This window comes from Acinetobacter sp. C15, assembly GCF_013420645.1.
Taxonomy (GTDB): Bacteria; Pseudomonadota; Gammaproteobacteria; order Pseudomonadales; family Moraxellaceae; genus Acinetobacter; species Acinetobacter indicus.
Window position 1 is genome coordinate 16,464 of sequence record NZ_VOXR01000009.1, and the last position, 13,857, is coordinate 30,320.

The 13,857-nt window shown below is 45.6% G+C and carries 13 protein-coding genes; 11 read left to right on the plus strand and 2 right to left on the minus strand.

Translation table 11 applies throughout. From position 1 onward, the window contains the following. Positions 1–35 precede the first annotated feature (35 nt). The 4 genes from FTT63_RS05345 to FTT63_RS05360 all read left to right on the plus strand — a co-directional run bounded on the left by FTT63_RS05345 (position 36) and on the right by FTT63_RS05360 (position 4,967). A complete protein-coding gene (locus FTT63_RS05345) occupies positions 36–932 on the plus strand; it encodes an acetaldehyde dehydrogenase (acetylating) (protein ID WP_005181969.1) in 897 nt (298 codons plus the stop codon). 11 nt (positions 933–943) lie between these two features. Next, positions 944–1,963: a 4-hydroxy-2-oxovalerate aldolase gene (gene dmpG, locus FTT63_RS05350; protein ID WP_005181971.1), complete on the plus strand. Its 1,020-nt coding sequence runs from the start codon at positions 944–946 to the stop codon at positions 1,961–1,963. A 589-nt stretch (positions 1,964–2,552) separates the two neighbouring features. Next, the gene (locus FTT63_RS05355; protein WP_005181973.1) at positions 2,553–3,824 is read left to right on the plus strand and encodes an OprD family outer membrane porin; all 1,272 of its coding nucleotides are present in this window, start codon (positions 2,553–2,555) and stop codon (positions 3,822–3,824) included. 282 nt (positions 3,825–4,106) lie between these two features. Beyond that, positions 4,107–4,967: an alpha/beta fold hydrolase gene (locus FTT63_RS05360; RefSeq protein ID WP_005181976.1), complete on the plus strand. Its 861-nt coding sequence runs from the start codon at positions 4,107–4,109 to the stop codon at positions 4,965–4,967. 75 nt (positions 4,968–5,042) lie between these two features. Here FTT63_RS05360 and FTT63_RS05365 read toward each other — a convergent pair whose 3' ends face one another. Next, positions 5,043–5,720: a DUF1345 domain-containing protein gene (locus tag FTT63_RS05365; RefSeq protein ID WP_005181979.1), complete on the minus strand. Its 678-nt coding sequence runs from the start codon at positions 5,718–5,720 to the stop codon at positions 5,043–5,045. 306 nt (positions 5,721–6,026) lie between these two features. Next, a complete protein-coding gene (hcaR, locus tag FTT63_RS05370) occupies positions 6,027–6,926 on the minus strand; it encodes a DNA-binding transcriptional regulator HcaR (protein WP_127799051.1) in 900 nt (299 codons plus the stop codon). 284 nt (positions 6,927–7,210) lie between these two features. On the opposite strand from hcaR, the gene hcaE reads away from it, so the two are divergent. The 7 genes from hcaE (at position 7,211) to FTT63_RS05405 (ending at position 13,723) form a co-directional block, all read left to right on the plus strand. After that, positions 7,211–8,578, plus strand: coding sequence for a 3-phenylpropionate/cinnamic acid dioxygenase subunit alpha (hcaE, locus tag FTT63_RS05375; protein ID WP_127799049.1), 1,368 nt, complete (start codon positions 7,211–7,213; stop codon positions 8,576–8,578). After that, complete coding sequence (gene hcaF, locus FTT63_RS05380; protein ID WP_004781816.1) at positions 8,575–9,093, plus strand: 3-phenylpropionate/cinnamic acid dioxygenase subunit beta; 519 nt, start codon at positions 8,575–8,577, stop codon at positions 9,091–9,093. The genes hcaE and hcaF overlap by 4 nt, the downstream gene beginning before the upstream one ends. Continuing rightward, positions 9,093–9,419, plus strand: coding sequence for a 3-phenylpropionate/cinnamic acid dioxygenase ferredoxin subunit (hcaC, locus tag FTT63_RS05385; RefSeq protein WP_005181999.1), 327 nt, complete (start codon positions 9,093–9,095; stop codon positions 9,417–9,419). Before hcaF ends, hcaC begins: the two co-directional genes overlap by 1 nt. A gap of 2 nt (positions 9,420–9,421) precedes the next feature. After that, positions 9,422–10,237: a 3-phenylpropionate-dihydrodiol/cinnamic acid-dihydrodiol dehydrogenase gene (gene hcaB / locus FTT63_RS05390; RefSeq protein WP_005182001.1), complete on the plus strand. Its 816-nt coding sequence runs from the start codon at positions 9,422–9,424 to the stop codon at positions 10,235–10,237. Positions 10,238–10,304: 67 nt separating this feature from the next. After that, complete coding sequence (locus tag FTT63_RS05395) at positions 10,305–11,270, plus strand: 3-carboxyethylcatechol 2,3-dioxygenase (protein WP_005182005.1); 966 nt, start codon at positions 10,305–10,307, stop codon at positions 11,268–11,270. A gap of 4 nt (positions 11,271–11,274) precedes the next feature. After that, positions 11,275–12,504 carry a 3-phenylpropionate/cinnamic acid dioxygenase ferredoxin--NAD(+) reductase subunit gene (hcaD, locus tag FTT63_RS05400; protein ID WP_127799047.1) on the plus strand — a complete coding sequence of 410 codons (1,230 nt, stop codon included), beginning with the start codon at positions 11,275–11,277 and terminating at the stop codon, positions 12,502–12,504. Positions 12,505–12,814: 310 nt separating this feature from the next. Then, positions 12,815–13,723 carry a DMT family transporter gene (locus FTT63_RS05405; RefSeq protein WP_016659599.1) on the plus strand — a complete coding sequence of 303 codons (909 nt, stop codon included), beginning with the start codon at positions 12,815–12,817 and terminating at the stop codon, positions 13,721–13,723. Positions 13,724–13,857 lie beyond the last annotated feature (134 nt).

A 13,857-nucleotide genomic window follows, 5' to 3' on the forward strand; every position in this document is an offset into this window, starting at 1 on the left:
CCCCAACCTGATCAGAATTTTAAGAGAGTACATTCATGAAAAAGATTAAATGTGCAATGATCGGTCCAGGTAACATCGGTACTGATTTGCTTTACAAATTACAACGTAGCGAATGGTTAGAGCCAGTATGGATGGTGGGTATTGATCCTACATCTGAAGGTCTAGCGCGTGCGGCGAAAATGGGTTTAAAAACCACGGCTGAAGGTGTAGATGGTCTTCTTCCTCACGTAATCGAAGATGACATCAAAATTGCATTCGATGCAACGTCTGCATACGTACACGCAGAAAACAGCCGCAAGCTCAATGAACTTGGCGTGTTAATGATTGACTTAACACCGGCTGCAATTGGTCCATTCTGTGTACCACCTGTCAACCTGGAAGCATTGCTTGCGGCTGGTGAAGTGCCAAACGTCAACATGGTAACGTGTGGCGGTCAGGCAACCATTCCAATGGTTGCTGCGGTTTCTCGCGTTCAACCGGTTGAATATGGCGAAATCATTGCAACGGTATCGACGAAATCAGTTGGTCCAGGTACGCGTAAAAACATTGATGAATTTACCCGTACTACTGCAGGTGCAATTGAGAAAGTTGGCGGCGCGAAACAAGGTAAAGCGATCATCATCATTAACCCAGCTGAGCCACCACTGATGATGCGTGACACTGTTCACTGTCTAGTAGAAGGTGAGCCAGATCAAGCTGCGATCACTGAATCTGTACATGCGATGATTAAAGAAGTGCAAAAATATGTACCAGGTTACAAACTGGTAAATGGTCCTATTTTTGACGGTAACCGTGTTTCGATCTTCTTAGAAGTCGAAGGTTTAGGTGACTTCTTGCCGAAATATGCAGGTAACCTCGACATCATGACAGCAGCAGCTGCACGTACTGCAGAAATGTTTGCTGAACACGTTTTCAACACTGCTGAAGCTTAAGGAGCAACCTCATGTCTAAGATTATTGTTCATGATATGACTTTACGTGATGGTATGCACCCGCAGCGCCATCAAACCACTGTTGAGCAAATGATTGCCATTTCAACAGCGCTAGATGATGCCGGCGTACCTTTAATTGAAGTGACCCACGGTGACGGCCTGGGCGGTTCATCAGTGAACTACGGTTTTGCTGCTGCAACAGATGAAGAATACCTGTCTGCTGTTGTGCCACGTATGAAGAATGCGAAAGTGTCTGCACTGCTTCTTCCAGGTATCGGTACAGTTGACCATTTGAAAATGGCGCATGAAATTGGTGTATCGACGATTCGTGTTGCAACACATTGTACAGAAGCGGACTGTTCTGAACAGCACATCACTGCTGCTCGTAAACTCGACATGGACACCGTGGGCTTCTTAATGCTGGCTCACATGGCTTCTCCTGAGCGTCTTTTAGAAGAAGCACAGAAGATGGTGTCTTACGGTGCGAACTGTATTTATGTCACAGACTCAGCAGGTTATATGCTTCCTCAAGACGTGAAAGACCGCGTGGGTCACTTGCGTCAACACCTTGACCCAAGCATCGAACTCGGTTTCCACGGTCACCACAACTTAGGTATGGGTGTATCAAATACGGTTGCTGCGGTTGAAGCAGGTGCAGTACGTGTGGACTTGGCCTCTGCAGGTCTTGGTGCGGGTGCGGGTAACACACCACTTGAATTGTTCATTGCTGTAGCGAACCGTATGGGTATGGATACAGGCGTTGACCTGTTCAAAGTACAAGACGTTGCTGAAGACCTTGTGATTCCAATGATGCACAACCCAATTCGTGCAGACCGTGATGCGGCAACTTTAGGTTATGCGGGTGTTTACTCTTCATTCCTGTTGTTTGCAAAACGCGCTGAAGCGAAATATGGCGTGTCTGCGCGTGAAATCCTGATGGAACTGGGTCGCCGTGGTACAGTCGGTGGTCAGGAAGACATGATTGAAGACTTGGCGTTGACCATGTCTAAAGCACGTGAAATGCAAGCTTAAGTTTTAATTTTAAAACTGGCTTAAACAAAGCACTCCAATATATTTGGGGTGCTTTTTTTATTGGTGTGATTGAGTTGCTTAATATCACACTTTAAAAATAAATCCGGATTTAAAATCACACAGATCAATGTATTTAAAACGCATCTTATTTTTATATAAAAAGTCTTTTAAATGATCAGCCGGGATTTATTTTAAAAGGATGGAAAAGAGGGAATAGAAAGCTAAGGGGTTTAAATTCGGGGAAAAGCTGAATTGTTTTAAATATTAAATTTTTTATAAATAATACTGATAGTTAAAAGCTATTAGTTAAAGTGTTAATGTTAAAACCAATAAATAAAGCTTAAAAACTCAGAATAAATAAAAAATACAGTGAAAAATAATATGAATAACAGATGTTTATATTTTTAGGGTGGAGAGTATTTAGCAGGGAAATGATTGCTGAAATATCTTAAAAAAATAAAAAAAGCGCTGTGAAATCAAAAAAATGCCCAAACCGATAAATGTTTAATACTGTGGTCGGATTTTCTATTTGATTATGCTTACGCATGATGACGGCATTGTTTTTATCTGCTGAATGGGAAAATTTACCATGCGTCGTCAAAAATTATGGATAGCAATGCTTGCTGCGACAGCAACTTTAGGAACTTCTGCTACATATGCAGATTTTATTGATGACAGCAATGTTCAACTTAAATTTAAAAATTTCTATTTAGATCGTCAGTATCAAGATAAACCAGAATTGAACTTTGGTTCATGGTCACAGGCGGTAACTTTGGATGCCAAGTCTGGTTATCATGATATTGGTGGTGGCGTGCAAATTGGAGCAGATGTACTGGTTCAACATGCAGTTAAACTCAACGGCCGTGATCAAAATCCGGATTGGGTGTTACCTCACGATGGCAAAGAATCTAAAGATCATTTTGGTAAAGTTGGTGCAACCTTAAAAGTTAAGGTATCTGAAACTGAGTTGAAGGTTGGTGATCTATTACCAATGTCACCAGTGGTATTCTTTGATCCATCTCGCCAATTACTGACTACTTATAGTGGTGCCTGGTTAGAGTCTAAGGACATTAAAGATACTAAACTGACCTTGGCATATTTAGATGGCATTAATGCACGTTATGAAAATCAATATCATGACCTGAGCTTATTTCCGCAAAACAACTTTGCGACAGCAGTCAGTACAGATGACGGTATGTATATTGCCGGGATTGATCATCAATTCACCCCAAAAGTGGGTGGTAGTTACTGGTATGCCGATGTCACCAACATCTACCAACAACACTATGCCGCAGTAAACTATAAAACGACCTTGGCTGAAAACACCAAGTTAGACACCCATGTACGTTATTTTGACAACAGCGAATCGGGTGACCAGCTGTATGGCAAGATTGACAGCCAGGCCGTGTCTGCAGGTGCAAAAATCAACCATGGTATGCACACAGTACAATTAGGCTACCAGCAAATGTTTGGAGAGCATGGTAACAAAGCGCCAATGTTCCCGACATTGGGTGGTTGGGTACCACAGCCTTATCTAGACAACTGGTCGGTGGCAAGCTTTATCCGTAAAGATGAAAAATCATGGAGCTTGGGTTATACCTATAACTTTGCTGATGTGGGTGTACCAGGTTTAACCGCAACTGCACGTCATTTCCGTGGTTGGGATGTCGATAATGGTGCAGGCGAACCGCGTGGCAAAGAAAATGAAAACAACCTGATTGTGAACTATGTGGTACCAGAAGGTAAGCTAAAAGGTTTAGGTTTCAACTACATGTTTATTGATACCAACTATGACAATATCTCAGGTGGTAACGATCTAGAAGAACACCGTATCGCGACGACCTATACCTATACATTCTAATTGGTCAAGATCAAAGAGCAGCTGCACCTCCAGCTGCTCTTTTTTATATAAAAACAGATGAAAGTCCTAATAAAAATAAGGATTTAAAATTAACTAAAATGTTTAAAAACAATGGCTTAAATAATCGTTTTTTTGTAGCTTAAAATCGTAATTTTGTATCAGTTGAAAGCGCAGGAGCGGTTAATATAAGCCTATAGAAAACGCATGTTCAACGAGTCACTTGACGTCCAGACCTTCCAAGATTGAGGGAAACGCAAGCTAAAGACTGTATGAGGAGTAAGTATGAGCACTGTCCAAATCCCTGACTATACAACAGATTCATTCTTTGGCTTAGAAGATAAATGGATTGAAACCGCAGAAGGCGAACTCACCCATTACCATGAAATTGGTGAAGGTACGCCAATTCTGTTCTTGCACGGTTCAGGTACGGGTGTATCTGCAGCGGCCAACTGGTGGTTAAACCTGCCACAAATTGGTGAACAGGCACGTTGTATCGCGATTGATACCATTGGTTATGGTCAAACCGTTGTTGCACCTGGTACCCAATACGGGATCCGTGCCTGGGTCGATCACGCAATCCGTACCTTAGATGCTTTAGGTATCGAGAAAACCTGGTTGGTGGGTAACTCTTTGGGTGGCTGGTTGGCATTCCAATTGGCACTGGATTATCCAGAACGCGTTCTGGGTATCGTGTCTATGGGTACCGGTGGTGCCAAGCAAACTGCGGCACTGAAAGCACACGCGAACCCTGTACTGACTGAAGAAGGGATCCGTAAGACACTGTCTATGTTCGTGGTAAACAAAGACCTGATTACAGATGAACTGGTGAAAGTCCGTTTTGACTCGGCTGCAAATGACTATGCCTCTGACCGTTTAATGGACGTGGTGGGTGCGCGTGACCGTGACCGTTTCGAATTCCCATTAGACTTCGAAAAAATGAAAGACATCACGGTACCTGTACTTCTGATTCATGGTACTCAAGACGTGGTGATTCCAGTATCCCGTACCTGGGACATTCTGAATGTGGTGCCAAATGCAGATGCACACATCTTCAGCCAGTGTGGGCACTGGTCACAAGTTGAAAAAGCCGATGAGTTCAACACAGTTATTAAAAACTACCTGGCGGCGCACGGCGTAAAATAAGCCGGTGATAAAAGCGAAAAAAGGATGGTGACAGGCCATCCTTTTTTTATGGGCGGAATTTCTGGTTCAACTGGTTTAGTGTTGAATAAAGCTGGCCACCAGATTAATACAAATCGCCAGAATGGTGGTGTTAAACATATAGGCCAGCACAATATGCAGCGTATTCAGGATACGCATCGCGCGTGAGCTGATGGTGACATCGGCGGTTTGTGCCGACGTGCCAATCACATAACTAAAATAGAGAAAATCCGGATAGGTCGGATAAGGGGTTTTCGGAAACTCCAGACCACCTGCCTGATGCTGTTGCAGCGCCAGATAATAGTCATGCGCATAGTGAATCGCAAAAATGGTATGCATAAACAGCCAGGCACATAAAATAGTGGTAATCGCCAGCAGAAAATGCCCCATGCGTGCAAAGTCGGTTTGGGCAAATAAGTTGATCTCGACAATAATCGCAATAAAACACATCACCAGGGTGAGAAACAGCAGTAACAGAATCAGCCATTTACTGGCATCCTGCTGCTGGGCGCGTTGCAGAATATGCTGATGATCACTGTGCCAGAAATTCAGCAGGGTAAAGAGCAGATAGCCGGACACGGCAATATTCCAGCTGATGAGCAGGCAGGTCGACCAGGTCCACGGGCTCAAGCACTGAAAAATACCGTACAGCACCGTGGTGATCAGAAAACTGATAAAAAAATAAGGATGAGACTGCATCCCGGTTTTAATATGGCTAAACGGTGTTTTTATCATTCTTATTCCTTTAATCTGGCCCATGACAGATAAAAGCATGCCTAGCATCCTGCTTCAGGGGCAGAACATAGCGGCACTTCACTGTAGTCTAGCTTATTAGACTTAAGTTGTAGTTTGCGGCTGAAAATAAATCTGTGCGGCTAGCAGAGAAAAAGTCGTAAAAGTGCAAAAATGATAAAAAATGGTGCAAAAAAGCCTGCGACTTAAGTCTAATCTGATTAAAAAGTCGGCAAATTAGCCATAAAAAAAGCACCATTATTTAGTCTCGAAATAATGATGCTGGCAGGCAGTCAGCCAAAGCGTGGCTTAATCGCGGTTAATATCCAGATAAAACACCCGGGTCAACAGTTCCATAAACTTGTCGACCGATGGCGAGTTGCTGTTTTTACGGTAACTGATATACAGGTCCAGATAAGGCAGTTCGATATCCAGCGGACGGATGATGGTGTTGTTCATGGTCAGCGGGGCAATGTAGCCCGGCAGGATGGTACAGCCCAAGCCCATACCAATCGAGTTGATATTGAACAGGATATTATCGGCCTTTTGGACAATATTAAATTCAATACCGTTGGCTTTGGCAAAATCCAGAATAGTATGATGCAGAGTCTGTGACTGCTCTGCGGCCGGAATAATAAAATCAATGCCATTCAGAGCTTTGACCGGAATACGTTCGTATTTGGCCAGCGGATGGTCTTTTGGCAAAATGAAAATCAGCGGTTCGCGCAGCACGAACTGGCTTTCAATTTCATCACTGTTAAAGTTGTGACGGGTAAAGGTGATGTCCAGTTCACCTTTTTTAATGGCTTTCATCTGATCATTGTTGTTCATACTGAGCAATTCAATTTTCAGATCCGGGTTCTGTACGCGCAGATTCGGCAACACATACGGGAAAATCTTCATTTCCGCGACCGGGACAAAGCCAATGCGTAGCATCTGCTGTTTGGCCTGGGACACCTGACGCGCCATAGCCACGGCTTTGTCGGCCTGCGCCAGGGTCAAGCGCGCCTGTTCCAGAAACACTGCGCCTTCTTCTGTCAGTTCGACCTTACGTTTGGTCCGGTGTAACAGTTTTACGCCAACGTCTTCTTCGAGGTCTTTAATCTGTTGACTTAAAGAAGGCTGGGCTGTGTAGAGCTTCAAGGCAGCCTTACTGAAGTTCAGTTCTTCAGCCACGGTAATGAAATAGCGAAGGTGACGTAATTCCATAAACCCATTCCAAAAGATTAATTCAAAAAATGTCTAACTATCATGTCTTAAGAGTATAATCTATAATCAACTATTAGGTGAAGATTATTCTGCCATTTAGGAAATAAATAGGCTTTCAAATTTTATTAATGCTTTAATAAAGAGAAATAAGCGATAAGTAATTGATAAAATATCTTAATTAAAACAAAAAAAATATTTCACTAAACCCCGCTAAAAAATCATTATCCATGCAAAGTTGAGTCTATTTATTTTGTGCCGTTGTGTCGGTCACAGGAGAGCTTTCAATGAGTGGAAAAATTGATGTGCGCGAAATCGACGCTTTAGTCGATGCACAAAATGGACGTATTACGCCATCTATCTATACTGATCCAGATATCTACGAGTTAGAACTTGAACGTGTATTTGGTCGTACCTGGTTATTCCTTTGCCATGAAAGCCAAATTCCTAAGGCGGGCGACTTCTTCAATACCTATATGGGTGAAGATCCGATCATTGTGGCACGTCAAAAAGATGGCTCGATCAAAGCATTCTTAAACCAATGCCGTCACCGTTCTATGCGCGTAAGCTTCGCAGACTGTGGTAATACCCGTGCGTTCACTTGCCCATACCACGGCTGGTCTTACGGTATTGACGGTTCTTTAAAAGACATCCCGCTTGAAGATCGTGCTTACCCGCATGGTGCATGTAAAGAGCAATGGGGTCTGGTTGAAGTAAACCGTGTGAAGTCTTACAAAGGCCTGGTATTCGGCTGCTGGGATGAAACCACACCAGATCTAGAAGAATACATGGGTGATATCGCTTGGTATCTTGATGGCGTTGTAGACCGTCGTCCAGGTGGTACTGAAATCATCGGTGGTGTACACAAGTGGGAAATCGAGTGTAACTGGAAATTTGCAGCTGAACAGTTTGCATCTGACCAATACCACGCCCTGTTCTCTCACGCATCTGCGATTCAGGTACTTGGCGCGAAACCAGACGACGAATCAACCAAGAAATTAGGTGCTGCTCAAACGGCTCGTCCAGTTTGGGAAACTGCGAAAGACGCGATCCAATACGGTTCACGTGGTCACGGTTCAGGCTTCTTCTTCACAGAGAAACCAGATGCAAACGTATGGGTTGATGGTGAAGTTGCAAACTACTTCCGCGAAACTTACGAAGAAGTGAAAGAACGCCTAGGTGAAACTCGTGCACTGCGTCTAGCTGGTCATAACACCATGTTCCCTACATTGTCTTGGTTGAACGGTACTGCGACTCTTCGTGTATGGCACCCACGTGGTCCAAACAAAACTGAAGTTTGGGCATTCTGTATCTGTGATGCGGACGCGCCAGAAGATGTACAAGCAGCATTTGAACGTTCTGCAACTCGTGCCTTCGGTCCTGCTGGTTTCCTGGAGCAAGATGACTCTGAAAACTGGATCGAAATCCAAAAAGTTTTACGTGGTTACAAAGCGCGTCAAAACAAACTCATTATGGAAATGGGTAAAGGTAACGAGAAAGTACGTGAAGATGATATCCCGGGTATCACTAACTATATTTTCTCTGAAACTGCAGCACGTGGTATGTACCGCCGTTGGGCAGATTTATTGATTCATGAAAAATGGGAAGACGTTGAAGCTGCGGCTGACGAATATGAGAAGGAGCTTATGAAATGAGTCAAATCAGTTTAGAACTTCATCACCAAATTAGTCAGTTCCTGTATCAAGAAGCCAAGCTTCTTGATGACTGGAAATTCCGCGAGTGGTTGGACACGCTAGCTGAAGATATTTCTTACACGCTACGTACTACACCAAACGCTCAAACGCGTGATCGTCGTCGTTCAGTTGAACCACCTACTACCTGGGTATTCAACGATACGAAAGATCTTCTGGAACGTCGTGTTGCACGTCTGGAAACTGGTATGGCTTGGGCTGAAGAGCCTCCATCACGTACCACTCACATGGTGAGCAACGTGATTGTTGAGCCGACTGAAGTTGAAGGCGAATACGATGTATACGTGACATACCTACTGTACCGTACTCAGAAAGAGAAAGACGTTACGATTTACTGTGGTAAACGTCATGACAAGATCCGCAAAGTTGAAGGCGGCCTGGGCTTCCAGATCTTCAACCGTAAGATCACGCTTGACCAAGTTACCTATAACTCACATAACCTGAGTGTATTCTTCTAATGAATAAGATTTTTGTTTGCCAAGTTGACGAGCTTGACGAAGGCGAAGCATTGAAAGTGGACTGCGGCGTAAACGGTATCGATGCGCTGGCAGTATTCAACAATGGCGGTGAATTCTTCGCAATGAATGATCGCTGTTCACATGGTAATGCATCGATGTCTGAAGGTTATCTGGAAGACGACGGTACAGTTGAATGTCCGCTGCACTCTGCACGTTTCTGTTTGAAAACTGGTCAAGCACTATGCTTGCCAGCAACAGATCCAATCCAGACATTCCCAGTGATTGTTGAAGATGGCGCGTTATACGTAGAGATGGCAGGAGAGTAATCATGGGTTGGCTAAAAGGCGAAGTTGCACTCATCACTGGTGGTGGTTCGGGTTTAGGCTGGGCTTTGGTTGAGCGTTTTTTAGAAGAAGGAGCACAGGTGGCCGTTCTTCAGCGTTCTCAGTCTAAAGTTGATGCTTTACAGGAACACTTCGGTGACCGAATTCTTGCAATCGCTGGTGATGTTGCCAACTATGAAGACAATGTCCGTGCTGTTCAAGCGACCGTTGAGCGTTTTGGCAAGCTTGACTGTTTTGTGGGTAATGCCGGTATCTGGGATCACTATGCCGATATCGTCAACACCTCGGGTGAGCAACTGGATAAAGCCTTTGATGAAATCATGGGCATTAATACCAAGTCGCTGATCCTGGGTGCCAAAGCAGCGCTAGACGAACTGATCAAGTCTGAAGGTTCAATTATCTTCACTTTATCAAACTCTGCGCTGTATTCATCGGGCGGTGGTCCTGTTTATACCGCATCCAAACATGCCGGTGTAGGCATCATGAAAGAACTGGCCTATGAATTAGCGCCAAAAGTTCGTGTCAATGCCGTGGCACCGTCTGCCATGAATGTGAATATCAAAGGCGCGGCATCACTCGGTCAGGAAAATGTTGGCCTGCTCGATGCACGTGATCCTGAGAAAATTGCCCGTGGTATGCCACTGAACTTCTTGCCAGAACCAGAAGATATGACCGGTTCATATGTGCTGCTGGCTTCACGTCAAAATAACCGTCCACTGACCGGCGTGCTGATTAACGCGGAATGTGGCTTGGGCATTCGTGGTTTACGTCAACCACGTGCCGGTTTCTTTGACGAGTAATTCACGCCTTAAAACATAATGGACTAACCCGGCAGCCTTTTGGCTGCCTTCCGTTTAGGAGTCACACATGGCCGTTAAACTTATTTGTGCATCGCACAGTCCTTTAATGGAGTTTGCCACTCCGCAAGAACAACGCAAAGAACAAGCTGTTCGTCAGGCGTTTGAAAAACTGTCTGCGGAAGTCAAAGCCTACGATCCAACCCTGATCATTACCTTTGGTCCAGACCATTTCAATGGTTTCTTCTATGACCTGATGCCAAGTTTCTGTGTGGGTATTCGTGCCACTGCAGCAGGTGACTGGGACTATGGTAAAGACAACAACAAGATTGATGTGCCTGAAGAAACTGCACTCAATCTGGTTCGCCGTGTCCTTGATGAAGGCGTGGATGTGGCCTATTCGTATCGTATGCAGGCCGACCACGGTGTGACCCAGCCATTACATTTCCTGTGTGGTGGTCAGCTCGATCGTTATCCTACCATTCCAGTTTTCATTAATGGTGCAGCTGCGCCAATGCCAACCACCAAACGTACCATTGCTTTAGGTCGTGCGGTCGGTCAGTTTATCAAGTCACTGAATCTTGAAAACGAACGCGTACTGGTTCTGGGTACGGGTGGTCTGTCTCACGATCCACCTACACCGCAAATGGGTTCGGTACCACCAGAAGTGGAAGAATTCCTGATTGCCGGTCGCAACCCGACGCCGGAAGCACGTGAAGCCCGTCAGGCAAAAATTATTGCCGTGGGTCAGAAGCTGGCCGCGGGGGATACCTCGGTAGCGGTTCCGCTGAATGCGGAATGGGATATTGCCTTGCTGGAGAAATTCAAGCAGGCAGATTTCGCAGCACTGGAAGCCATGACTGAAGCGGAAATCCGTCGTGATGGCGGCCGTGGCGGTCAGGAAGTCCGTTCATGGATGGCGGCATTTGCTGCATTGCATGAGCTGGGCGAATATGACATGACCACCCACTGCTATGAAGAAATCAGCGAGTGGATTGCCGGTTTCGGTATCGTTTCTGCAGAATTAAAAGGTTAACTGAATGAGCAATGTAAACAGCATCGTGATTGTCGGTGCAGGTCAGGCCGGTGCCAGCGCAATTCTGGAATTACGTGGCAACAAATACGAAGGCAAAATCACCCTGATCGGGGATGAAACCCATTTGCCGTATGAGCGTCCGCCTTTGTCTAAAGATGTGATTCTCAAACCAGCCGAAACCAAAATCGAAATTCTGTCAGAAGAAAAACTGGCGGAACTGGGCGTTGAAACCATCCGTGGTAACGGTGTGGCCAAAATCAATGCCGAGGCAAAAACGGTTGAACTGCAAAACGGTGATGTCGTTGCTTATGACAAGTTACTGCTGGCCACCGGTGGTGCAGCGCGTCGTTTACCCAACTTCGATGCGCTGGGTAAACACGTGTACACCCTGCGTAACCTGGAAGATTCACAAGCGCTGGTGCCGGTATTACAGCCGGGCCGCCGTATCATCCTGATTGGTGGTGGTGTGATCGGTCTGGAGCTTGCATCAAGCGCACGTTTTAAAGAATGTGAAGTGACCGTGATTGAAATGGGTCCAATGGTGATGGGTCGTTCATCACCACGCATCCTGAGCGAGTTCCTGCTGCAGCAGCAACAATTGGCCGGTGTTGATGTACGCCTGTCGACCCAGATTGCAGAATGCAAGCTGGATGGCGAAGAAATTGTGGTAACAGTGGAAGGCGGTGAAGAGCTGCGTGCAGATGCTGTGGTCTATGGCATCGGGATTATCCCGAATGCACAGCTGGCCGTTGAAGCCGGTCTGGATGCGGACTTTGCGGTTAAGGTCAATGAAAATTGCCAGACTTCAAATCCGGATATTTATGCAGCGGGTGACGTGGCCACGCAACTGCGTGACTGTGGTAACCACCGCCGCGTTGAAACCTGGGAAAATGCCAACCTGCAAGCCGGTATCTTCGCGCGTCACGTGATGGGCGTTGAACATCCAGCGGCAAACCCGGCCTGGTTCTGGACCGATCAGCTGGACATCAACTATCAGTTTGTTGGTGATATGGCAGCGGCTGAATGGCATGTGCGTGGCGAGATTAAACCTGAACTGCGTGCTGAATCATCATTCGTATTGTTTGGTGTCACCGATGGCGTGATCGTTGGCGGGATTACCGTGAATGCAGCCAAAGACATGCGTCACCTGAAAAAGCTGATCAGCAAACAGGCGGCTTTTGAGGCTGACAAATATCTCGATCTGAGTCAGGATCTTCGTAAGCTGGTAAAATAATCCGGCGATACGGCAGGGCAGACCTTGGGTAACTTTGGTCTGCTTTTTTATGGCTGTTTTATTTTCTTGTTGAGACATGAGCGCAATGTGCATGGTGATTTGTACATGACTTTGTGTCGGTAGGTCTTACTTTTTAAAGCTGATAAGAATCCTCAAAATTTATTTTTGAGTTCGCAGGGCAAAACTCTTTTCATTGTTTGGGCGTCTCTTCGTTCCGTGGTGACATTCAGGTCGTCATCCTCATTATTTCAAGATGGGTTTGAATAAAGATGCTTTCATTTTATGGTTTTCAAATTTAGTTGAGTTGTCTATGAGTTCAAACTCATCTCCCATGATCGTTACCGCAAGTATCTATGCCTTGCTGGTGCTGATCTGGGCCACCACGCCGCTGGCGATTGTGTGGAGTGTGGAAGAAGTCCATCCCATGTGGGTGCTGATTATCCGCTATTTCGGGGCTTCGCTGATTGCGCTGTTTTTACTGAAACTGATGCGTGATCCGTTGCCGCTGGATGAAACCTCACTCAAAAGTTATGTGGCGGGCAGCCTGAACCTGATTGGTGCGCAGCTGTTTATTTATCTGGCAGCCAATTACCTGACTTCGGGTTTAATGGCGCTGATTTTTGGTTTTTCCCCGCTTATTGCCGGTTTAATTGGCCATGTGATTTTAAAAACCCAGAAACTGGTGGCCCTGCAATGGCTGGGCATGGCGGTGGCGGTGGCCGGGCTGAGTTATGTCTTTGCCGACTCGGCAGACAGCAAGATCAACCCGATTGGGATTGTGCTGATGTTAATTAGCATGGTGTCGTATATCAGCTCGATTTTCTGGGTCAAGCAGATTAATGCACCACTGAGTCCGATGTCACAGGCCACCGGTTCCTTGCTGGTCTCGGCACTGGGTTCAATGCTGATGTTGCCATTCATCTGGTCACATATGCCAACCGAATGGCCGGGCATGCAAACCATGATTGGCTTTTTGTTTACCATGATCATGTCTTCGATTGTGGCGATGCTGTGTTATTTCTGGCTGATTCGCCGTCTGGCTGCGTCCACTGTCTCTTTAAGCAATGTGATGACCCCGATTATTGCACTGGTACTCGGAGCGACCCTGAATCATGAGCATATCAGTGCACATGCGGTGGCCGGGATTGCGGTGGTGATGCTGGGCATTGTGATGTATTTCTGGAAAGACTGGCAGCGTCAGTATTTTTCTAAATGGTGACAGCACAGGAAGCCATGCGCTTCCTGCTGTTTTGGCTTTTGCTAAAAACAACAAAAACATAAAACAAAATATTCCACAATTTTGGATACTATGCATATTGCATCGGCACTTGCTGTCCTGTGTAATGAAGACTT

What these genes read in the sequence shown, in the direction of transcription:
- FTT63_RS05405 (WP_016659599.1), top strand. Translation starts at nt 12,815, where the DNA reads ATGAGTTCAAACTCATCTCCCATGATCGTTACCGCAAGTATCTATGCC.
- hcaD (WP_127799047.1), top strand. Translation starts at nt 11,275, where the DNA reads ATGAGCAATGTAAACAGCATCGTGATTGTCGGTGCAGGTCAGGCCGGT.
- hcaR (WP_127799051.1), bottom strand. Translation starts at nt 6,926, where the DNA reads ATGGAATTACGTCACCTTCGCTATTTCATTACCGTGGCTGAAGAACTG.
- FTT63_RS05365 (WP_005181979.1), bottom strand. Translation starts at nt 5,720, where the DNA reads ATGATAAAAACACCGTTTAGCCATATTAAAACCGGGATGCAGTCTCAT.
- hcaF (WP_004781816.1), top strand. Translation starts at nt 8,575, where the DNA reads ATGAGTCAAATCAGTTTAGAACTTCATCACCAAATTAGTCAGTTCCTG.
- FTT63_RS05355 (WP_005181973.1), top strand. Translation starts at nt 2,553, where the DNA reads ATGCGTCGTCAAAAATTATGGATAGCAATGCTTGCTGCGACAGCAACT.
- FTT63_RS05395 (WP_005182005.1), top strand. Translation starts at nt 10,305, where the DNA reads ATGGCCGTTAAACTTATTTGTGCATCGCACAGTCCTTTAATGGAGTTT.
- FTT63_RS05360 (WP_005181976.1), top strand. Translation starts at nt 4,107, where the DNA reads ATGAGCACTGTCCAAATCCCTGACTATACAACAGATTCATTCTTTGGC.
- hcaC (WP_005181999.1), top strand. Translation starts at nt 9,093, where the DNA reads ATGAATAAGATTTTTGTTTGCCAAGTTGACGAGCTTGACGAAGGCGAA.
- dmpG (WP_005181971.1), top strand. Translation starts at nt 944, where the DNA reads ATGTCTAAGATTATTGTTCATGATATGACTTTACGTGATGGTATGCAC.
- FTT63_RS05345 (WP_005181969.1), top strand. Translation starts at nt 36, where the DNA reads ATGAAAAAGATTAAATGTGCAATGATCGGTCCAGGTAACATCGGTACT.
- hcaB (WP_005182001.1), top strand. Translation starts at nt 9,422, where the DNA reads ATGGGTTGGCTAAAAGGCGAAGTTGCACTCATCACTGGTGGTGGTTCG.
- hcaE (WP_127799049.1), top strand. Translation starts at nt 7,211, where the DNA reads ATGAGTGGAAAAATTGATGTGCGCGAAATCGACGCTTTAGTCGATGCA.